Source organism: Paenibacillus sp. J2L1-98, from assembly GCF_056269405.1.
Window position 1 is genome coordinate 14,057 of sequence record NZ_JBWDNW010000021.1, and the last position, 18,105, is coordinate 32,161.

The 18,105-nt window shown below is 47.7% G+C and carries 14 protein-coding genes; 13 read left to right on the forward strand and 1 reads right to left on the reverse strand.

From position 1 onward, the window contains the following. Nucleotides 1-412: 412 nt before the first annotated feature. The 13 genes from AC0YNZ_RS25220 (at nt 413) to AC0YNZ_RS25280 (ending at nt 17,133) form a co-directional block, all read left to right on the forward strand. Nucleotides 413-3,340 carry an RCC1 domain-containing protein gene (locus AC0YNZ_RS25220; RefSeq protein ID WP_475829224.1) on the forward strand — a complete coding sequence of 976 codons (2,928 nt, stop codon included), beginning with the start codon at nt 413-415 and terminating at the stop codon, nt 3,338-3,340. A gap of 369 nt (nt 3,341-3,709) precedes the next feature. Next, complete coding sequence (locus AC0YNZ_RS25225) at nt 3,710-5,092, forward strand: ABC transporter substrate-binding protein (protein ID WP_475829225.1); 1,383 nt, start codon at nt 3,710-3,712, stop codon at nt 5,090-5,092. Between the two features lie 57 nt (nt 5,093-5,149). Further along, nucleotides 5,150-6,076: a carbohydrate ABC transporter permease gene (locus tag AC0YNZ_RS25230; protein WP_475829226.1), complete on the forward strand. Its 927-nt coding sequence runs from the start codon at nt 5,150-5,152 to the stop codon at nt 6,074-6,076. Then, on the forward strand, nt 6,073-6,888 hold the full coding sequence (locus tag AC0YNZ_RS25235; protein ID WP_475829227.1) for a carbohydrate ABC transporter permease: 816 nt from the start codon (nt 6,073-6,075) through the stop codon (nt 6,886-6,888). The genes AC0YNZ_RS25230 and AC0YNZ_RS25235 overlap by 4 nt, the downstream gene beginning before the upstream one ends. A gap of 14 nt (nt 6,889-6,902) precedes the next feature. Beyond that, nucleotides 6,903-7,799, forward strand: coding sequence for a zinc-dependent alcohol dehydrogenase family protein (locus AC0YNZ_RS25240; protein ID WP_475829282.1), 897 nt, complete (start codon nt 6,903-6,905; stop codon nt 7,797-7,799). A gap of 133 nt (nt 7,800-7,932) precedes the next feature. Next, the gene (locus AC0YNZ_RS25245) at nt 7,933-10,047 is read left to right on the forward strand and encodes a BglG family transcription antiterminator (RefSeq protein WP_475829228.1); all 2,115 of its coding nucleotides are present in this window, start codon (nt 7,933-7,935) and stop codon (nt 10,045-10,047) included. Next, nucleotides 10,044-11,408 carry a PTS transporter subunit EIIC gene (locus AC0YNZ_RS25250; protein WP_475829229.1) on the forward strand — a complete coding sequence of 455 codons (1,365 nt, stop codon included), beginning with the start codon at nt 10,044-10,046 and terminating at the stop codon, nt 11,406-11,408. Before AC0YNZ_RS25245 ends, AC0YNZ_RS25250 begins: the two co-directional genes overlap by 4 nt. A gap of 301 nt (nt 11,409-11,709) precedes the next feature. After that, nucleotides 11,710-12,477 (forward strand): sugar phosphate isomerase/epimerase family protein, encoded by a 768-nt coding sequence (locus AC0YNZ_RS25255; protein WP_475829230.1) that lies wholly within the window; start codon nt 11,710-11,712, stop codon nt 12,475-12,477. A 44-nt stretch (nt 12,478-12,521) separates the two neighbouring features. Continuing rightward, nucleotides 12,522-13,487, forward strand: a complete 966-nt coding sequence (locus AC0YNZ_RS25260; RefSeq protein WP_475829231.1) for a sugar kinase — start codon at nt 12,522-12,524, stop codon at nt 13,485-13,487. After that, on the forward strand, nt 13,481-14,803 hold the full coding sequence (locus AC0YNZ_RS25265; protein ID WP_475829232.1) for an MFS transporter: 1,323 nt from the start codon (nt 13,481-13,483) through the stop codon (nt 14,801-14,803). The genes AC0YNZ_RS25260 and AC0YNZ_RS25265 overlap by 7 nt, the downstream gene beginning before the upstream one ends. After that, the gene (hxlA, locus tag AC0YNZ_RS25270) at nt 14,766-15,401 is read left to right on the forward strand and encodes a 3-hexulose-6-phosphate synthase (RefSeq protein ID WP_475829233.1); all 636 of its coding nucleotides are present in this window, start codon (nt 14,766-14,768) and stop codon (nt 15,399-15,401) included. The genes AC0YNZ_RS25265 and hxlA overlap by 38 nt, the downstream gene beginning before the upstream one ends. 6 nt (nt 15,402-15,407) lie before the next feature. After that, entirely contained in the window at nt 15,408-15,953 is a 546-nt protein-coding gene (gene hxlB, locus AC0YNZ_RS25275) for a 6-phospho-3-hexuloisomerase (protein WP_475829234.1), read from the forward strand. A 130-nt stretch (nt 15,954-16,083) separates the two neighbouring features. Then, a complete protein-coding gene (locus tag AC0YNZ_RS25280; protein ID WP_475829235.1) occupies nt 16,084-17,133 on the forward strand; it encodes a LacI family DNA-binding transcriptional regulator in 1,050 nt (349 codons plus the stop codon). Nucleotides 17,134-17,228: 95 nt separating this feature from the next. Here the strand turns inward: AC0YNZ_RS25280 and AC0YNZ_RS25285 are convergent, their stop codons facing one another. Next, complete coding sequence (locus AC0YNZ_RS25285; RefSeq protein ID WP_475829236.1) at nt 17,229-18,092, reverse strand: helix-turn-helix domain-containing protein; 864 nt, start codon at nt 18,090-18,092, stop codon at nt 17,229-17,231. Between the last annotated feature and the right edge of the window lie 13 nt (nt 18,093-18,105).

An 18,105-nucleotide genomic window follows, 5' to 3' on the forward strand; every position in this document is an offset into this window, starting at 1 on the left:
AAAGGCCTTGTCGTGGACAAATGCAGGAGGACAAGAATATATATCGTTTGCCGATTTGAAACAAGAACGTATAGTGAATTACACAATATTCATTAAGCTAACGGATAACGATAGTTGAACATATAAGGAGCAGTTTGCTGCTGATAAGCTCCCCTTACGGTAGACAGGTGAAATAATAAAACCTGCTACTGTAAGGGGAGCTTTTTCATGCTTAGACGGCAATATTCTGCTTCGGAGAAACTCAAAACTGAACAACCATATTTCCGTCCATATCGAGTTCATCCAATGCGAAAATATACCGATGTTTGTTTTGATATTTTTGGTAAATTTGTTTTGTAATAGTGCATTGGGCAGATTTGTAGATTTCGGTGATATGGTAGATTTAAGGTAAAAACAGTGGGAGTGAAGATTGATGATACGAAGGTTTATGCTTTTAGTTGGTGCCTTTCTGTTGCTGACGCTGCTTGTACCTTTTCAGGCAACTGCCGCGGAGGCCGGTACCGCGGTGGCAGCAGAGAGTTCAATGGTTGCAGGAGGATCGGGTCATACTCTCGCTCTAAAACAGGACGGAACGGTATGGGCGTGGGGAAACAATGAATCAGGCCAACTGGGCGATGGAACTACGATAGACCATTATACTCCGGTTCAAATGCAGGGTCTAGGTTCGGTTGTCGCCATCACTGCGGGTATTGAGCATAGTTTGGCACTCAAAAGCGACGGAACCGTCTGGGCGTGGGGAAACAATTATATTGGTCAACTGGGCGATGGAAGCACGACACACCGTTATACTCCCGTTCAGGTAACCAATCTAAGCTCCGTGGTCGCCATTGCTTCAGGCAGGTATCATAATTTGGCAATAAAAAGTGATGGAACGGTATGGTCATGGGGAGCGAATTGGAATGGTCAACTGGGCGATGGAAGCACGACAGATCGTTATACTCCCGTTCAAGTACAGGGACTCAGTTCGGTGATCGATGTTGCTGCGGGTCATGTCCATAGTTTGGCACTTAAAAGCGACGGGACCGTCTTGGCGTGGGGAAACAATGAATCAGGCCAACTGGGCGATGGAACTAAAACCGACCGTTATATTCCTGTTCAAGCACAGGGTATCGGTTCGGTGATCGACGTTGCTGCGGGCTCTTCTCATAGTTTGGCACTCAAAAGCGACGGAACCGTCTGGGCGTGGGGATGGAATGGTTCTGGTCAACTGGGCGATGGAAGCACGACAGATCGTTATACTCCCGTTCAAGCGCAGGGTCTCGGTTCGGTGGCAGCGATAGCAGCGGGCGTGGGAGGGGCGAATACGCTGGCGCTCAAAAGCGATGGAACCGTCTGGGCGTGGGGACATAATTATTCTGGCCAACTCGGCGATGGAACGACGACCAACCGTTCTTCGCCCGTTCAAGTAACCAGTCTCGATTCGGTGTTCGCCATCGCGGCGGGTAATGCGCATAATTTGGCAATAAAAAGCGATGGAACGGTATGGTCATGGGGACTGAATAACAATGGCCAACTCGGAGATGGAACCACGATAGACCGTTATACTCCCGTACAAGTGATCGGTCCTGAAGCGCCAAAATGGCCTGAAGGCGACGTGCTGACGGTTACCGATGTGACTTATAACAGCGCACAGCTGAATTGGCAGCCGGCCACGGATGAAACGGGTGTAGACAAGTACTTGGTATACCAAGAAAACACGCTGCTGGCTACCCTTAACGGGGATGTGAACAGCTATGAAGTGAAGGGGCTGTCTCCAACTTCGTCCTACCTCTTTTCACTGGCCGCCGTTGATGCCGATGGCAACCAAAGTGTGAAAAAAGAAGAGTTGGTCACTACTGTTGCGTATAATCCAGTACCCAAAGCAGAAATGCTGCTTTACCGGTTTAACGGAACCATTCTCGACTTTGACCAAAGCCGTATTTTGTGGAAGCAAACCGGCAATAAGGTGCTCTGGCTGTACAACCGAACGGATGGAAGCCAAGTAAAGGTTCACGATGCCACCGGGTCTAATTATACGATAGGCTGGCCGCAAGGATTGGACGGTTCAACTTATGGTTACCCTGACGCATGGAAGGCGGCACCAGCGAAATTGTCCGCCGAAGGCGTTGTTTATACTTTATGGTACTCGTCAGTGCCCTCGACGTACTATTGGAAGGACGGTACGGTTCAAGAGGTTCATGGGGGCAGGTCGCCTGACTTTATGAACGAAGTAAAAGGGAATTATGCGGTATTAATTGACAGCGTTGTGAATGTAAAGACGGGAGAGTACTATAGATTGCCTAATGCGTATTTTCAAAATAGGAACTCATTTGATCTGTCGGCTGACGGTACGGTCGTTTATGAGTATCTTAACGGCTACGCCCGCCAGCTCCAAGACGGTACGATGACAACGTATTTGCCGCCTTCACCCGAATACCCCAATACATATCAGGGGCCTTTGACGGACGGAAAAAACATACTCTACAGCGCACTCATAAAGTATGACGGAAGTTATTCCAAGTGGTCGCTCCGCGTTCGCAGCGCCGATGGCCAGATTACCACGATTGCCTTGAACCCTTATCAAGGAGCAGCAGATTATTCTGGCGATCCAAGAAAATCGTACCAGATCAACAACGGATGGATTGCCTATAAGGAGTATAACAAGGAAACAGAGCGCTGGATCTTGTATGTCCGGTCGCAGGAAGGCGTGACAAAACAAGTTTATGCAGCCCCTAAATGGCGGACGTTGACAGGCGTGCCTCTCTCCATCAAGCAGCTGGCACCGGACGGCACGGTAGCGTACACGTTTAAAGACACAACTTACCTTTATTCCGCCCAAGAGAGCAAACTCTTGTATTCCTTCAGCGGCCCGGGAGAGTTTCACTACCGGGAGCATGTCATAAGCGGTCCTGGAGGCGAACAATACCGGTATGGCGCATGGTACCGGATTGACGGCGGTTCATTGTTTGAGATTCATCCGAACCAACTCCAGCTTTCCGATTCCAAAACTTATCAAGCCGGCGGATCTAATTATGAGTTTTCGTTATATTACGGGTACATTTCGACCTCAGGACAAGAGTTGAGTGGATCTTGGAGCCCCCCTGAAGGTTTCCATGGAGTCGTTAAGGTCTCCATGATTTCCCCGGAAGGGGAAGATTATGACCTTAGTCTGGATACCGTGGGCGGGGGTAACCGATTGCCGGAAGATACGACGGAACTCCCAGACGGTACCGAGTACAGTGCTGCCGAGGTGCCCGGAGGTTACAGAGCAGAGTGGAGCGTTAGGGGACATACGGACAATGATTACAGTCAGGATAAGAAGGTTTTCGTCTATGTGAGCGTCAAATATGACAATCACTGAAGATACCGTTCGCATATCCCCGGGCCTCCAGAAGCCTTTCCTTCTGAGGTCCCTCCCCCTCTTCGAACAGCCGAAAACCGTTCTTCAGTCTGCTGAACTATCGGGCAGCAGCGGCAGTCCAGGGCTTCAATTCGTATTATTAGGTCAACCAGAGATTTCTGGTTGGCCTTTTTTCTTAGGCGTCATATGATGGCGGCCATCTGGCTTCTGAGAAAGCCCCTATTTCCGCTGCATAAAGGCAGATCTTAAAAAATGGCTTGAAGGACAAGGCGCCAAACTTATAGATGTAAAGATAGCTTAATGGCCGTGTAGAAACTAAACTAAACCTGTCGAACAATTTAGACATATAAAAAAATGAGGAGGGTTTTAATGAAAAAGTTTATTCCGCTGCTGGCAGTACTTTCTTTATCGTTTGTATTGGTTTTAAGCGGGTGCGGTTCGAAAGCTCCAGATGCCGGCAATCATGAGGGCAACGGCAGCGCTGAACAAAATGTGACATTACGAATTGCAACTGTAAATAACCCGGATATGACCATTATGAAAGAAATGTCCAGCGCATTTACGGAAGAAACCGGCATTAAATTGGAATTCGTAGTTCTTCCGGAAAATGATCTCCGGGAAAAAGTAACGACGGATGTAGCCATGAAAGCAGGCATGTTCGACATCGTTACGATCGGTACCTACGATGCTCCGATTTGGGCGAAAAATGAATGGATTGAACCTCTGACGCCGCTGGTGGACAAGATGTCCGAGCAAGAGAAGAAAGATTACGATCTTGAAGACATTTTCCCTTCCATCCGCAGCGCTCTCTCTTATCAAAATCAAATGTATGCGTTTCCTTTCTACGGGGAAAGCAGCATGATTTATTATCACAAAGAAATGCTTGAGAAAGCCGGCGTGGAGATGCCGCTGCACCCGACATGGGATCAAGTGCGAGATATCGCCATTAAAGTAAAAGCGGCAAACAACGTACCGGGCATCGTGCTTCGGGGACTTCCGGGCTGGGGAGAAGTAATGGCGCCGCTCAATACCGTCATCAATGCGTTCGGCGGATCTTGGTACGACATGAACTGGAATGCGCAGTTAACAAGCCCGGAGACGAAGAAAGCCGTTCAGTTTTACGTGGATCTGTTAAAGGAAGCCGGTCAACCGGGCGCATTCAGCACGGGCTTTACAGAGGCGCTGACCCTGCTTTCGACTGAAAAAGCAGCGATGTGGTACGACTCAACAGTAGCTGCGGGATTCCTGAACAATCCGGAATCTTCCAAAGTAGCGGGTAAAATCGGATATGCGTTTGCACCTTCCGGGGCGAAGGACAATAACGGCTGGTTATGGGCTTGGTCGCTAGGAATTGAAAGCGCGAGCAAACATAAAGAAGAAGCATTCAAATTCCTTACATGGGCAACGAGCAAACGCTATATCGAACAAGTAGGGGAGTCGAAGGGATGGGTTGTAGCGCCTCCGGGAACCCGTAAATCGACGTACGACAATCCGAAATACAAAGAAGCGGCTCCTTTTTCCGAAATTGTATTGCAATCGATGGAGAACGCCGACTTCACGAAGCCGACTGTAAATCCGGTTCCTTACCAAGGGATCCAATATCTCGCGATTCCGGAATATCAACAGCTCGGCACTTCTGTAGGCCAAGATATTGCAACGGCCATTGCAGGCAAAAAATCAGTGGATGAAGCACTCAAAAATTCACAAAGCTTAGCGGAACAAATTGCAACCTCCGGAGGATACAAAAAGTAATCGGAATAATGGCGGAGGGGTTTCCCCTCCCTCATTCACCGGTGGAATGGAGAACCTATGAAATCGATCGAATTAAGCTCAGCTCCAAAGCTTCAGTCGTCCAGCAGCAAGGTAACGACGCCGCCGATCAGAAGGCTGCTCTGGCCAAGTATTATTTTTGTCGCGCTCGTAACGCAAATCCCGTTTCTTGTAACCATTTATTACAGCTTTCTGGACTGGAATCTTATGCGGCCGGATAAGGGTGCGAAATTTGTCTGGTTCGCTAATTTCAAAGCGATCTTTACAGGGGTCGAATTTTATACGGTTTTGGGCAATACGTTCATTTTAACCGCTTGTACATTGTTGTTGTGTCTCGTATTCGGCCTGGGGTTAGCTTTATTGATGAACCGGGATTTTCTGGGCAAAGGCTTGCTGCGGACAATATTCGTCGCTCCCTTCTTCGTCATGCCTGCCGTCTCGGGCATCATCTGGAAAACGGCGATCTTAAATCCCAATTTCGGTATAACCGCTTATTTTGCGGGGAAGATGGGGCAGGATGCGGTGGACTTTCTAGGTTCTTATCCGCTGCAGACGATCATCGCTTTGGTCTCGTGGCAGTGGATCCCGTTTTTTATGCTGATCATCCTTGCAGGACTTCAATCTGTCCCTAAGGATGCGATAGAAGCGGGTATGATTGACGGCGCCTCGATCTTTCAGAGATTTATGTATGTCGTCCTTCCGCACTTGCTGCGTTATATCGAAGTTGCGATGCTGCTCGGACTGTTGTTTATTATGCAAACATTTGGAGAGATTTATGTTACAACCTCGGGCGGGCCTGGCTATTCGTCCACAAATCTCCCGTTTTATGTATATCGTGTAGGCTTTAAAGGGTGGGATATCGGCGGAGCATCGGCCATCGGCGTCGTTATCGTTATCATTACATTGATATTATTAAAGTATCTCTTCAAGTTTTTGAGGAGAACGTTCCGAGGTGAGTTAACATGAAAAAGCTGCTTGCGGTTCTATTGACGACATTTACGTATTTGGCAGCTTTTATCTATTTTTTTCCCTTGCTGTGGATGTTTATTACCGGCTTGAAAAATGAAGGCGAAGCCGTCATTATGCCGCCCTCCATTATTTTCAATCCGACGCTGGACAATTATAAAATTGTGTGGGGCTCGGGAATCGGTACCTTTTTGGGCAATTCCGCAATTATTGTCATCATATCTACGGTACTCTCTTTAATTTTGGGCGTATCCGCCGCATATGCCTTATCCATGTTCCGTATGAAGAAAGCGGATGACATTTTGTTCTGGTTCATTTCAACGAAAATGCTTCCTGCTGTAGGCGTCATTATTCCCGTCTACATCATCTTCAAAAAGCTTGGATTATTGGATTCGCACCTGGCCCTAATCGTTCTTTATACCGCAATGAATATCCCGCTCGCCGTCTGGATGATGCGTTCGTTCTTCAAAGACATTCCTTACGAAATCATTGAGTCCACGCAAGTCGACGGCGCAACGGGACTGCAAGGCTTTTTGAAAGTGACGCTTCCTTTGGTGAAGCCGGGGGTCATTTCCACCGGACTGCTCTGTTTTGTATTTGCTTGGAATGAGTTTCTGTTCGGCGTCAATTTGACCTATACCGATTCCTCGACGATGCCGGTGTTTATGGCTTCCTTTATGACGCAGGAAGGGTTGTTTTGGGGGAAGATGTCCGCAGTGGCGACTACCGCCGTACTGCCGTCGATCATACTGGGATGGTTTACGCAGAAGCAATTAGTGCAAGGGCTTACGATGGGCGCAGTTAAAGGATAACGGCAGCGGTAGGGATATGCGGAACAGACATTCACATTTATAAAGGGGAATTCATTTCTCCTTATCCGATTATTCCGGGGCATGAATTTTCGGGCGTCGTCCATGAAATCGGGGAAGGCGTGACCGGCTTTCAAGTCGGAGACCGGGTGACGGCCGATCCGTCCCTTTACTGCGGCAATTGCGAATACTGCCTGACGCATCGCAGCAACCAGTGTGTGAACTGGAACGCGCTTGGGAATACAGTTAATGGATCTATGGCGGAGTATGTGGCGGTTACGGTTAGAAACGTGGTTAAAATTCCGGATACGATGAGCTTTGAGGAAGCGGCGTTCATTGAACCAATGGCATGTATCGTGCACGCCCTTAACCGTCTTCAAATACAAGCGGGCAACCGGATTCTCCTATTTGGAGCGGGAGCGATGGGGCAACTGCTGATTCAATCTGTCGTTAGAACGGGAGCTTCGCAGTTGGCAGTTGTAGACGTATCGGCGGCGAAATTGGACATGGCCTTGCAATTTGGCGCGACCGAGGGCATTTTATTCGATCAGCTCGATACTTTTGCCAAGCAAAATCCGAATGGATTCGATATTGTTATCGATGCTACCGGAATCCCGGCCGTCATCGAGAAGGCATTGACGTTTATGGGATCGACAGCTAAATATTTGCAATTTGGCGTTACTCCGGAAGATGCATCAATCCGTATTAATCCGTTTACGTTATACCATATGGATTGGACGATCTTGGGCTCCATGGCCATCAATCAAACGTTCCTGCCTGCCTTCAATTGGATTAAAGGAAAAAGGATCGATACCGCTCCTGTCGTATCTAAAGTGATTTCACTTGAAGAAATGCCTGCCTTTTTGGCGGGCCCAAGAGATGCAGCGCTCATGAAGGTTCAAATTCAACTTTAAAGCGTATACGGAGCCGGGATCTGTTTCATAACAGCATCCCGGCTTTCAGGCACTCCTTGAGCAAATTCCAATTCGCGCCAAAAAACCCTTGTAGATTATAATATAACTAGTAAATGCGAGGGGATGACTTAAGTTGAGACTAAATTCTAGACAAGAACATATTCTGCTGCTGCTGCTGGAATCTCCCCAAACGTTGACGCTTAAAACGATTTCCGAAAAGTTAGATTTGAGCATACGAACCGTTCAACGGGAAATAGAAGCATTGGAAGAGACGATCCATAATAACGGCTTATTGCTGGCCAAAAGAGCGGGAACCGGTCTATGGCTGGAGGGTACGGAAGATTCCAAGCAAAGGCTACTGCAAGTCATTCAGTCCAGCAAGCCCGTTCAAATCTTCACGCCTGAAGAACGCCAGTTTATACTCCTGCAGCAGCTGCTTTCTAATAACGAACCGCAGAAACTATTTTATTTCAGCAATTTACTCAATGTTACCGATGCAACGATCAGCAATGATTTAAACCGGTGCGAATCGTGGTTTTTAAAGCATCATTTGAAATTGATCAGAAAGCCGGGTTTAGGCATATACGTAGAAGGGCAGGAGCAGCAGACAAGGCGGGCGATTTTGAACCTCATTTATCAAAACTGCAGTCAGGACCAACTGCTGGACATCCTCTCCGCACAAACGGATCCGTCTCAGGATAAAGTGAAGCTGGAAATGACCGTCCGCAATAAAATGTTAAATTTCATCGATACGGCAATCATCGAAAAAATTGAGAAGATTATTCAGCTAACTGAGCATCAGTATGGCTACAAGATGACGGATACCGCTTACGTTGGTCTGATTATTCATATTGCGCTCGCTATTCATCGTCTGCAAAATGATGAAGGAATATCGTTCAACCAGCCAACCTTGGAGAAATTGAAAGAAACGAATGAATTTGCTTGGGCGGCACATATAGCCGAAGAGCTAAGCGCGCAGCTGTCGATTACCATTCCTGAGAATGAAATCGGTTATATTTGTACGCATTTGCTGGGTGCGAAAGCAACAAGGCTGAATTCCGCCGCTGCGGATTACCCGAGCAGGGTTGAACATTTCGTTCAAAATATGGTCAGCATTGTCGAACAGGAATTGAAAACCGATTTAGGCAACGACAGCTCATTAATCGAGCATCTCATCGTCCATTTAGAATCGGCCATAAACCGAATTCAATACAATATGGACATTCGCAATCCGTTACTTAATCATGTTAAACAGAAATACCCTGCGATCTTTCAAGCGTCTTCCAAAGCGGCTGACTTTTTGGCGAAGCAATTGGACAAGCCGGTGCCGGAAGAAGAAACGGGATATTTAGCCATGCATTTTGGAGCGGCCGTGCTGCGCAAAGCCGGTTCGAAAAATAACCGGAAACGAATTTTGCTCGTATGTGCGAGCGGAATGGGAACTTCGAGGTTACTGGCGGCACAGTTAGAAAAAGAGCTGCCGCAAGTCGAAGTCGCAGATACCGTTTCGTTGCTTCAAATTGACGAGATGCTGCAGAAGCTGAATGATATTGATCTGATTATTTCGACAGTACCTTTTCAACATAAAGACTATGATGTCGTCGTTGTAAATCCGTTGTTATCGCCGGATGAATTCATTCGTATAGAAGAACGCTTAAATCAAGTAGCCGAGAAGGACCCGGCTCTTCTGAAGAAGCAAGAGGTTAATTTAGAAGGGATCATGCTGAAGCTGAAGCATTACGGCGACGCTTTATTTCAATTGCAAAACTATGTTTATATTACACAATTGAACAAAGCGAAAAAGAAGGAAACGGTGATTGACTATATTGCTTCTGAGCTTCCTGAATTTGTTCTCGATAAAGATCCCAAAAAATTGAAGCAGGATCTTAACGAAAGAGAGAAGCTGGGCGCATGGATTATGAAAAATGCCGGTCTTGCTATGCTCCATTGCCGAAGCGAAGCGATGCAAAAAATGTGTGTTTGTGTCGTGAAGTGTGATAAGCCGGTGCGCTGGATGCATCAGGAGAAGGCCGCCCAAGTAAGCACGGTCTTAGTGCTGCTCGCGCCAAAGCAATCGCCCAAGGAGCATATCGAAATGATTAGCGAAATTAGTGCGGCTTTGGTGGAAGACAGCTTTGTTCATACGCTCACTAAGGGGATGGAAGACGATATCGTGGAACAAATCAAAACCGTTGTAGGGAAGGGCTATTTGAAAAAAATTGACAATGCATTACGGGGGAAGACATGAGGACATTAGAGCGCGTTGGAAGGCATTTAAGCACAGTGGTTTTTCAAAATATTACCGCGCTTATGTCGCTCGGGCTAATAAGAATTTTTTTCAGTCCGATGGGATGGTTTCCAAATCCTCATATTTACCAAATCGTCAATCCCGCTCTCTATTATTTGGTTCCGACTTTGTTTGCCTATACCGGAGGGAAATTGATCGGGGGACAGCGGGGGGGCGTTACCGCCGCTTTCGTAACGATTGCTACGGCAGTTGGTGAATTAAATGGCTTTTCATTAATTCTCCCGGCCTTGATTATCGGGCCTTTAATCGGTTTTTTCATCAAAAAAACAGACATGCTGTTAGAAGGGCGTATCCCGATCGGGTTTGAATTGCTGTTTTATAATGCGGCGGCGGGCATCGTCGGCTGTTTATTTTCTTTTTTGTTTTTACAATATTTCGATCCGCTCTTTATTCGGATGATGAAAGTATTCGTATCCGGCATTCAGTATTTAGTGGAGTCTAATTTGCTGCCTTTGCTTGCGATTATTATCGAGCCAGGGAAAGTGTTATTTTTCAACAATGCGATTAATCATGGCATATTGGAGCCGCTTGGAATATTGCATGCCAAAGAAAGCGGGAGCTCCATCTTCTTTCTTATGGAATCAAACCCCGGACCGGGGCTTGGTTTGCTCTTGGCCTATTATTTCATTATGAGACGGCAAGATAAAAAAATAGGGAACATTAAATCGTCAACGATCATTCATGCCCTTGGCGGGATTCATGAGGTGTATTTTCCCTACGCTCTTATGAATCCTTTCGTCATTATTGCATTAGTGCTGGGGGGGCTGACGGGAAATCTTATTTTTGTGCTGCTTCATGCCGGCTTAGTTGCGACCCCTTCCCCCGGGAGCGCAATTCTAATGTTAATCATGGCGCCGATGAGCATGCAGCTGCCGGTGCTGACGGGGTTTGCCGCATCGGCGGTTGTCAGCTTTTCATCGGCGCTGCTTATCCTTTCCAGACAACCGGGAAATGAAAACGAAGAAGAAAGCGACAGGGCCGAAGATGTTATTGTCATAAACAGCAAAATAGGCGAGATTCGAAAAATTATATTTGCATGCGATGCGGGAATGGGCTCAAGTGCGATGGCTGCGGCCATGCTTAGAAAAAGAACGGTAGATTGGGAGCGGGAATTTACGATTGAAAATGCCTCGATTGAAGAAATACCGGCAGATGCAGATGTCGTTGTAGTAAATAAACATTTACTTGCAAGGGCACAAGTTGTCGTTCCGGATGCGGAGTTCTGGCCGGTCTCTTCGTTTGTCGATGAAGATTTCTATGATCAATTGGTGAGCCGCCTGTCTGACATGAAGGAAGCGTAAGTGATCAAGGGAAGCGGCAATATGACGAGATGAAGCAAGAAGTAAGGGCCTGTTCAATTAAGCTGTTGACTTTCAGAGGAAAAATGAATATGATAGTTAATGTAACCGATTCCAGTAACCGATTTCATTACAAAAAAAGTAAGATTTCGAGCGCATCGTTTAAAAAATCGACTTTTTTTAAAAGCAATCAGCTATCTCGCCTTCTTGGCGAGTTTCTTTTGACCCTTTATGGAACCGGTTCCGTAAACCGGTTTCTGAAACCGTTACACCTATATCAATCGTTTCAAAGGAGAGTGAGCGAATGGCATCTGTTATTGTAACCACCTCGGCATTCGGAGCTGATCAAGTGATGGAGCGCGGCCAGCTGCATTTTGTACAGATCGTTGCTGATGCGGGAGGAAATGGCATTGAGATAAGACGTGAATTGTTTGCGAATGAACCGTTTCCTTTGAAGGAGCTCAAAGATGTTATCCATAAGCATCAGCTAATGGCTGTATATTCGGCACCGGAACAGATTTGGGAGGAAGACGGCAAATTAAACTCGGAGGGGATAAGGGCCACCATCTTGGAGGGGGTATCAATCGGTACCTCGATTATAAAGATGCCGCTTGGAAACTATAGGCCGGACCACTCGGACTTGCAATTGCTGAAGCACATACTCGGGGAATATAACCTCCATGACAGCGGCATTCAATTTACGGTAGAAAACGACCAAACCTATTGCGGAGGCCGCATAGAAAAATTATGCGAATTTCTTACCCGCTGCAAAGAGAACGATGTACCGGTCAAAATGACCTTTGATATCGGGAATTGGATATGGACGGATACGAATAGGTTTGATGCTGCCGAGCAGATGAAGGAATATGTCGTTTATATCCATTGCAAGCATGTTGTACAGAAATCGGGTATCAACCATACTTTGCCTTTGCCGTCAGCCTTGAATGCGGATTGGCGCGAGCTGCTCTCGGTCTTTCCCGCCGATATCCCGAGAGCGATAGAATTTCCCCTTAGCGGAAGCGATATTACGGATACAACTGCGGAATATGTTCAGCTTCTGGCACATGCATAACGAAAGTGAAACGGAGCCGCAACGATAAAAAGGAGATGATCGATATGAGGAAATATGATGTGATTACTTTTGGCGAAGCGATGGCTATGTTTATGGCTGATGCGGCAGCGCCGCTTCATCAGGTGGAGCATTTCACACGCAGCCTGGCGGGTGCGGAAACGAACGTGGCAATCGGACTTTCCAGACTGAATTACCAGGTTAGCTGGGTAAGTCAGGTAGGAGAAGATGCGTTTGGCCAATTTATAAAAGAAGCTCTGAATAAGGAAGGGGTAGATGATTCGCATATTTATACGGACTCCCGTTACCCTACCGGTTTTCAACTCAAATCCAAAGTGCTGGCCGGCGACCCGCAGGTGCAGTATTACCGCAAAAACTCCGCAGCAAGCCATATGGGAATCGAACAGTTTTCCGAAGAGCATTTTTTATCCGCGGGCCATCTGCATGTAACAGGTATTCCGCCTGCCCTGTCTGAGAGTATGCGCGGCTATACGGAGAAAGCGGTATCGGTCATGAAGAACGCCAACCGGACCATATCGTTTGATCCTAATCTGCGGCCTCAGCTGTGGGACAGCAAGCAAACGATGATTTGCGAAATCAACCGTTTGGCGGCTGAAGCAGACTGGGTGCTGCCCGGTTTTGCTGAAGGAATCATTCTTACCGGCTATCAGACCCCACAGGACATTGCGGCCTATTATTTGGATAAAGGTGTAAAGGCAGTGATCATTAAGCTGGGAGAAGAAGGTGCGTATTACCGGACTGCTGCCGGCCAGGAAGCGGTAATACCTGGATTTGCGGTAGAGAAGGTAGTCGACACTGTAGGGGCGGGTGATGGATTTGCAGTAGGTTTTATAAGCGGTATGTTAGATGGTTTGACTCTAATGGAAGCGGTTACGCGGGCTAATGCGATTGGCGCGCTGGCGGTCATGTCGCCGGGGGACTCGGATGGGCTCCCAAGCAGGGAAAAACTGACGGACTTTGTCCGTAAACAAAGGAGAGAAGAAGTATGCTGACCAATAAAGGTTCCATAGCTCCGGGCAGATGGTGGAGACTGATTCCAATCGTTTTCATTACGTATAGTTTGGCTTACTTAGACCGTGCGAATTACAGCTTCGGGGTGGCTTCGGGCATGGCGGAGGATTTAGGCATTACCTCATCGTCCGCCTCTCTTCTGGGGGCATTATTTTTTCTCGGCTACTTCTTCTTTCAAATTCCGGGCGCGCATTATGCCGAGAAGAAAAGCGCAAAAAATCTCGTATTTTGGTGCTTAATTCTATGGGGTCTTTGTGCGACGGCTACGGGCTTGGTCACAGATATTAAATGGTTGTATGCGATTCGATTTTTGCTCGGTGTAGTCGAAAGCGTCGTCATGCCCGCCATGCTCGTACTACTAAGCCACTGGTTCACCAAAAAAGAACGTTCAAGAGCGAATACGTTTCTCATTTTAGGGAATCCGGTTACGGTTCTCTGGATGTCCATCATTTCCGGCTATATCGTAAAAGCTTTGGATTGGCGCTGGATGTTCATTATTGAAGGCCTGCCGGCCGTAATCTGGGCATTCTTCTGGATCAAGCTGGTACAGAGCCGCCCGAAAGAGGCAAAGTGGCTGTCCGAGCAAGAGAAGACCGATCTCGAAGAAGAACTGCAAAAAGAACAGTCGAATGTTAAGCCGGCGAAAAACTATCGCTCAGCTTTGACATCGCCGAAGGTGATTGCACTGGCTTTGCAATATTTTTTCTGGAGTATCGGTGTGTACGGCTTTGTACTATGGCTGCCCTCCATCATTAAAGCGGCTTCTAATAAAGGAATTGTAGCTTCAGGATGGCTGTCCTCCGTTCCCTATATATTCGCTATTATATTTATGATCTTAATCTCGTATTTGGCTGACCGCAGCCAGCAGAGAAAAATATTTATTTGGTCTTCTCTATTAATCGGCGCTATTTCGTTTTGTCTGTCCTTTATCATCGGTTCTTCGAACTTTTGGCTCTCTTTCACCATGCTCGTTATAGCCGGTGCAGCTATGTATGCGCCATACGGTGCTTTCTTCGCATTTGTTGCCGAAAGCGTGCCGCGCAATGTCGCTGGAGCAGCTATGGCACTCGTAAATAGTATGGGAGCGCTAGGCTCCTTTGTGGGAGCGTATGTCGTAGGCTATTTGAACAGCTCAACCGGAAGCCCGGCTGCATCCTATGTGTTCATGGGAGCTTCGCTGCTCGTTTCTGTTGTTCTGACATTGCTCGTGAAAGAAACCAGGCTCGCGCATAACGAAAATAGGAAGGAAGACTACAAGCATGAATATTCAACTGGCATTAGACCGCTTAACGATTAAACAAGCCGCTCAGGCTGCCGCCCCCGTCGCCGCCTATATCGATTGGCTGGAAGTCGGTACATCGTTAATTAAGGAATTCGGCATGGACAGTGTAAGAGCGTTAAAGCAGGCTTACCCGGATCATTTGATCGTAGCGGATGCCAAAACCTTCGATAACGCCGTATACGAGTTTGAAATGTGCTATGAGGCTGGAGCGGACATGGTAACTGTAATGGGTGCGGCGCCTCTGGTTACGGTAGAAGCGTGTATGAACGTTGCGGAAAAACGCGGAAAAAAAGTGATGATCGATCTGCTTCATACGCCTGAGGCGCAAGTAAAGCAGCTTACCGATTATTCCAAAGCGATCTTTTGTGTTCATGTCAGCAAGGATCAGCAGGAAATACAAGGTGGCGCGCTCAGCGGGGGCGGCGGTCAAGTGCCGGATTGTCTGGCCCTCAATAAAAGCTTTAAGCTTGCGTTTGCCGGCGGAATTACCGAAGACTCGATCCGAGAGCTGATCCCGTATGAGCCTTACGCGGTTATTATTGGCTCCGCGATTACAAAGTCAGAGAATCCGGTGCTGGCTGCAAAAGCTTTCTCCAAATTCAAAAGGAGGTAAACATACATGAATAAGATTCAATCGATTTTACAGGAAATGCAGGGCGTTCTGGACTGTCCGGAAGTAGGCGGATGGGAGCAGATCGCAGCCGTACTTTCAGGAAAGCGGATTTTTGTAGTCGGCGAAGGACGGTCGGGACTGATGGGCAAATCCTTTGCCATGCGGCTTATGCATTTAGGAGCGGAGGTTTACGTAGTCGGGGAAACGATTACGCCTTCAATCGCCCAAGAAGATATACTCGTTGCCGTCTCAGGATCCGGTACCAGCAAACAAACGGTATGGGTGGCTAATAAGGCGAAAGAGCTGGGTTGTACCGTCATTGCGATGACAACGGACCCTTCCTCAGCGCTGGGAGCGCTTGCCGATTGGATCGTCCACGTTCCTGCCGCAACCAAATACCGCAGGGCTAACGAGAGCGCAAGCATCCAACCGCTTGGTTCGTTATTCGATCAATGCGCTCATGTTTTGTTTGACGCGATCTGTTTGCAATATGCTTCCTTTCAACTCGAAGATAACAGCTCTGCCTTTCAGCGACATTCCAATATGGAATGAAATGGGAAAGTGGCTTGACTTCTCACATCCCAGTCGAATAGAATAGTTGATGTAATCGGTTTCGTTAATCGGTTTCAGTAACCGATTAACGGAACCGATTGCAATTCAGAGAGACAGGATGATCGATTAGATGGAAGAAGTGAATAGTAAGCCATCAAAGCCATTCCACCGTTCAACCATAGATGATGTTGCCCGCGGGGCAGGCGTATCCAAAACGACAATATCGCGGTATTTGAGCGGACAGTTCGATTCCTTGTCCGAACAAACCCGTAAAAGAATTGAAGAAACGATTGCAGCGCTTAAATATAGGCCTAACCGTATGGCCAGAGGTCTCAAAAGAGATAAAAGCTTCACCATTGGCATGATCGTTGCAGATATTACAAACCCCTTCTCCACCTCTATTCTGCGCGGCGTTGAAGATGTTTGCACTAAAAATGGCTATTCCCTAATGGTATGCAACACGGACAATGATCCGGAGAAAGAAAAAGAGTATATCATGATGCTGCAGGCGCATCGGATTGACGGCCTGATCATCAATTCTACCGGCCAAAACAATGAATATTTGCATGAGCTCGCTGAAGAAAAAATACCGATCGTGCTTGTTGACCGCAAAGCGCCAGAGCTTAATTTCGATACGGTAGTGACAGATAATGTCCAAGCTACAACGTCAGCGCTTCAGTTTTTTTTGCAGCAAGGCTACGATAGAATCGCCTTTTTCACGCAGCCGATCGGCATGGTCAGTTCCCGTTCCGAACGTGCAGGTACGTTTCAACAAATGCTTGAAACAGCGAAACACCCCAGCACGGCCGACATTTATGAGGCGGATATCCGGACGGAAGGGCAGCTGGAGCAAAAGATCGATGAATATTTGGCAAACTCAGAGGGGCAGTTCAGAATGCTGTTTGCCGCTAATGGTGTCATGCTGCTTAAAATATTAAATATTTTTCAGCGCAAGCAAATTCGCATTCCGGATGATATCGGAGTTGCCTGCTACGATGATCTGGATTGGGCCCCCGTCATTGGACCGGGAATCACGACGATAGCTCAGCCTACTTACAGCATCGGCGTCAATGCGATGGAGCGCGTTCTCGCCAGAATTACAGGCGATCAATCGCCGGGCGTACTTATTGCGCTGCCGGGCTCGTTGAATGTTAGAGGATCGACTCCTGCAAAAGGATAGAAAATAAAGGCTGTTCACTCGCCTGCATTATATGGAATAAACGCCAGGCGCCGGAAGGCGCCCGCAGGCTGTCGAGAAACCTCGGCAGCTTTTTTTTATTTTCCCGGCTGTGGCTGCAGCCTGTATTGCCTTGGGCTTACACCGTAGAAGGCGCTGAAATGCCGCGTAAACGGATGGATGGAGGTATATCCGAGCCTTTCGGCAATAGCGGTTACGCTGAGCCCGCTTTCCAGCAGCAGATGGGAGGCGCGTCTCATGAGCAATTTGTGATGGTACGCTTTTGGGGTAAGTCCCGTTTCCCGTAAAAATAAGGCATGGAAGTACGTTCGTTTCAAGCCGCAGAACTTCCACCAGGACTCGACCGGTTCCCGCTCCTCCGGATGGCCGTTAATATGGGCAAGCAGCCGGACGATTCGGTAATCGGTAGGCTGATGCGTATGAATTGTGTTGTACCAGTTAAGGAGCCATGCATAGAGCAGGCTGTTTACCATTTCCGAGCGGTAGAACTGCGAATCGTCGTAAAGCTTAGCGATCATGATGAAGGCTTCATACAGCTCGGGATAAGGCTGCAGGGAAAATACGCTCGGTAAGCTGTCGAGCTCCCCGCATGGCAAAGAGGAAGCGACCGTTCCAAGCTCGAACGGCTCCGGCGCGTAAATGAATATGCGATTGACGGAGACAGGATCGTTCCGCTCCCATAAATCGCAGTACAGATTATACGAAGTGAGCGGATGCCCGGCAGAGATGTGAAAGGCGTGAGGCTCTGCCGGCCTGAGGAAAATAAGCGTTCGATTGCCGATGGGATACAGCTTCCCGTTAATCTCCATTTGCCCGGGACCATCCGTAAATAGATGAAAGGCATAGACGCTGCAGACGCGCAGCTTTTCGTTAGAGCTGCCGTCGTAAAGGTAATTCATGGAGTCTCCGACATAAGGCGTAAGCTCGTTCAGCTTCTTCATGCTCAATCCCTCT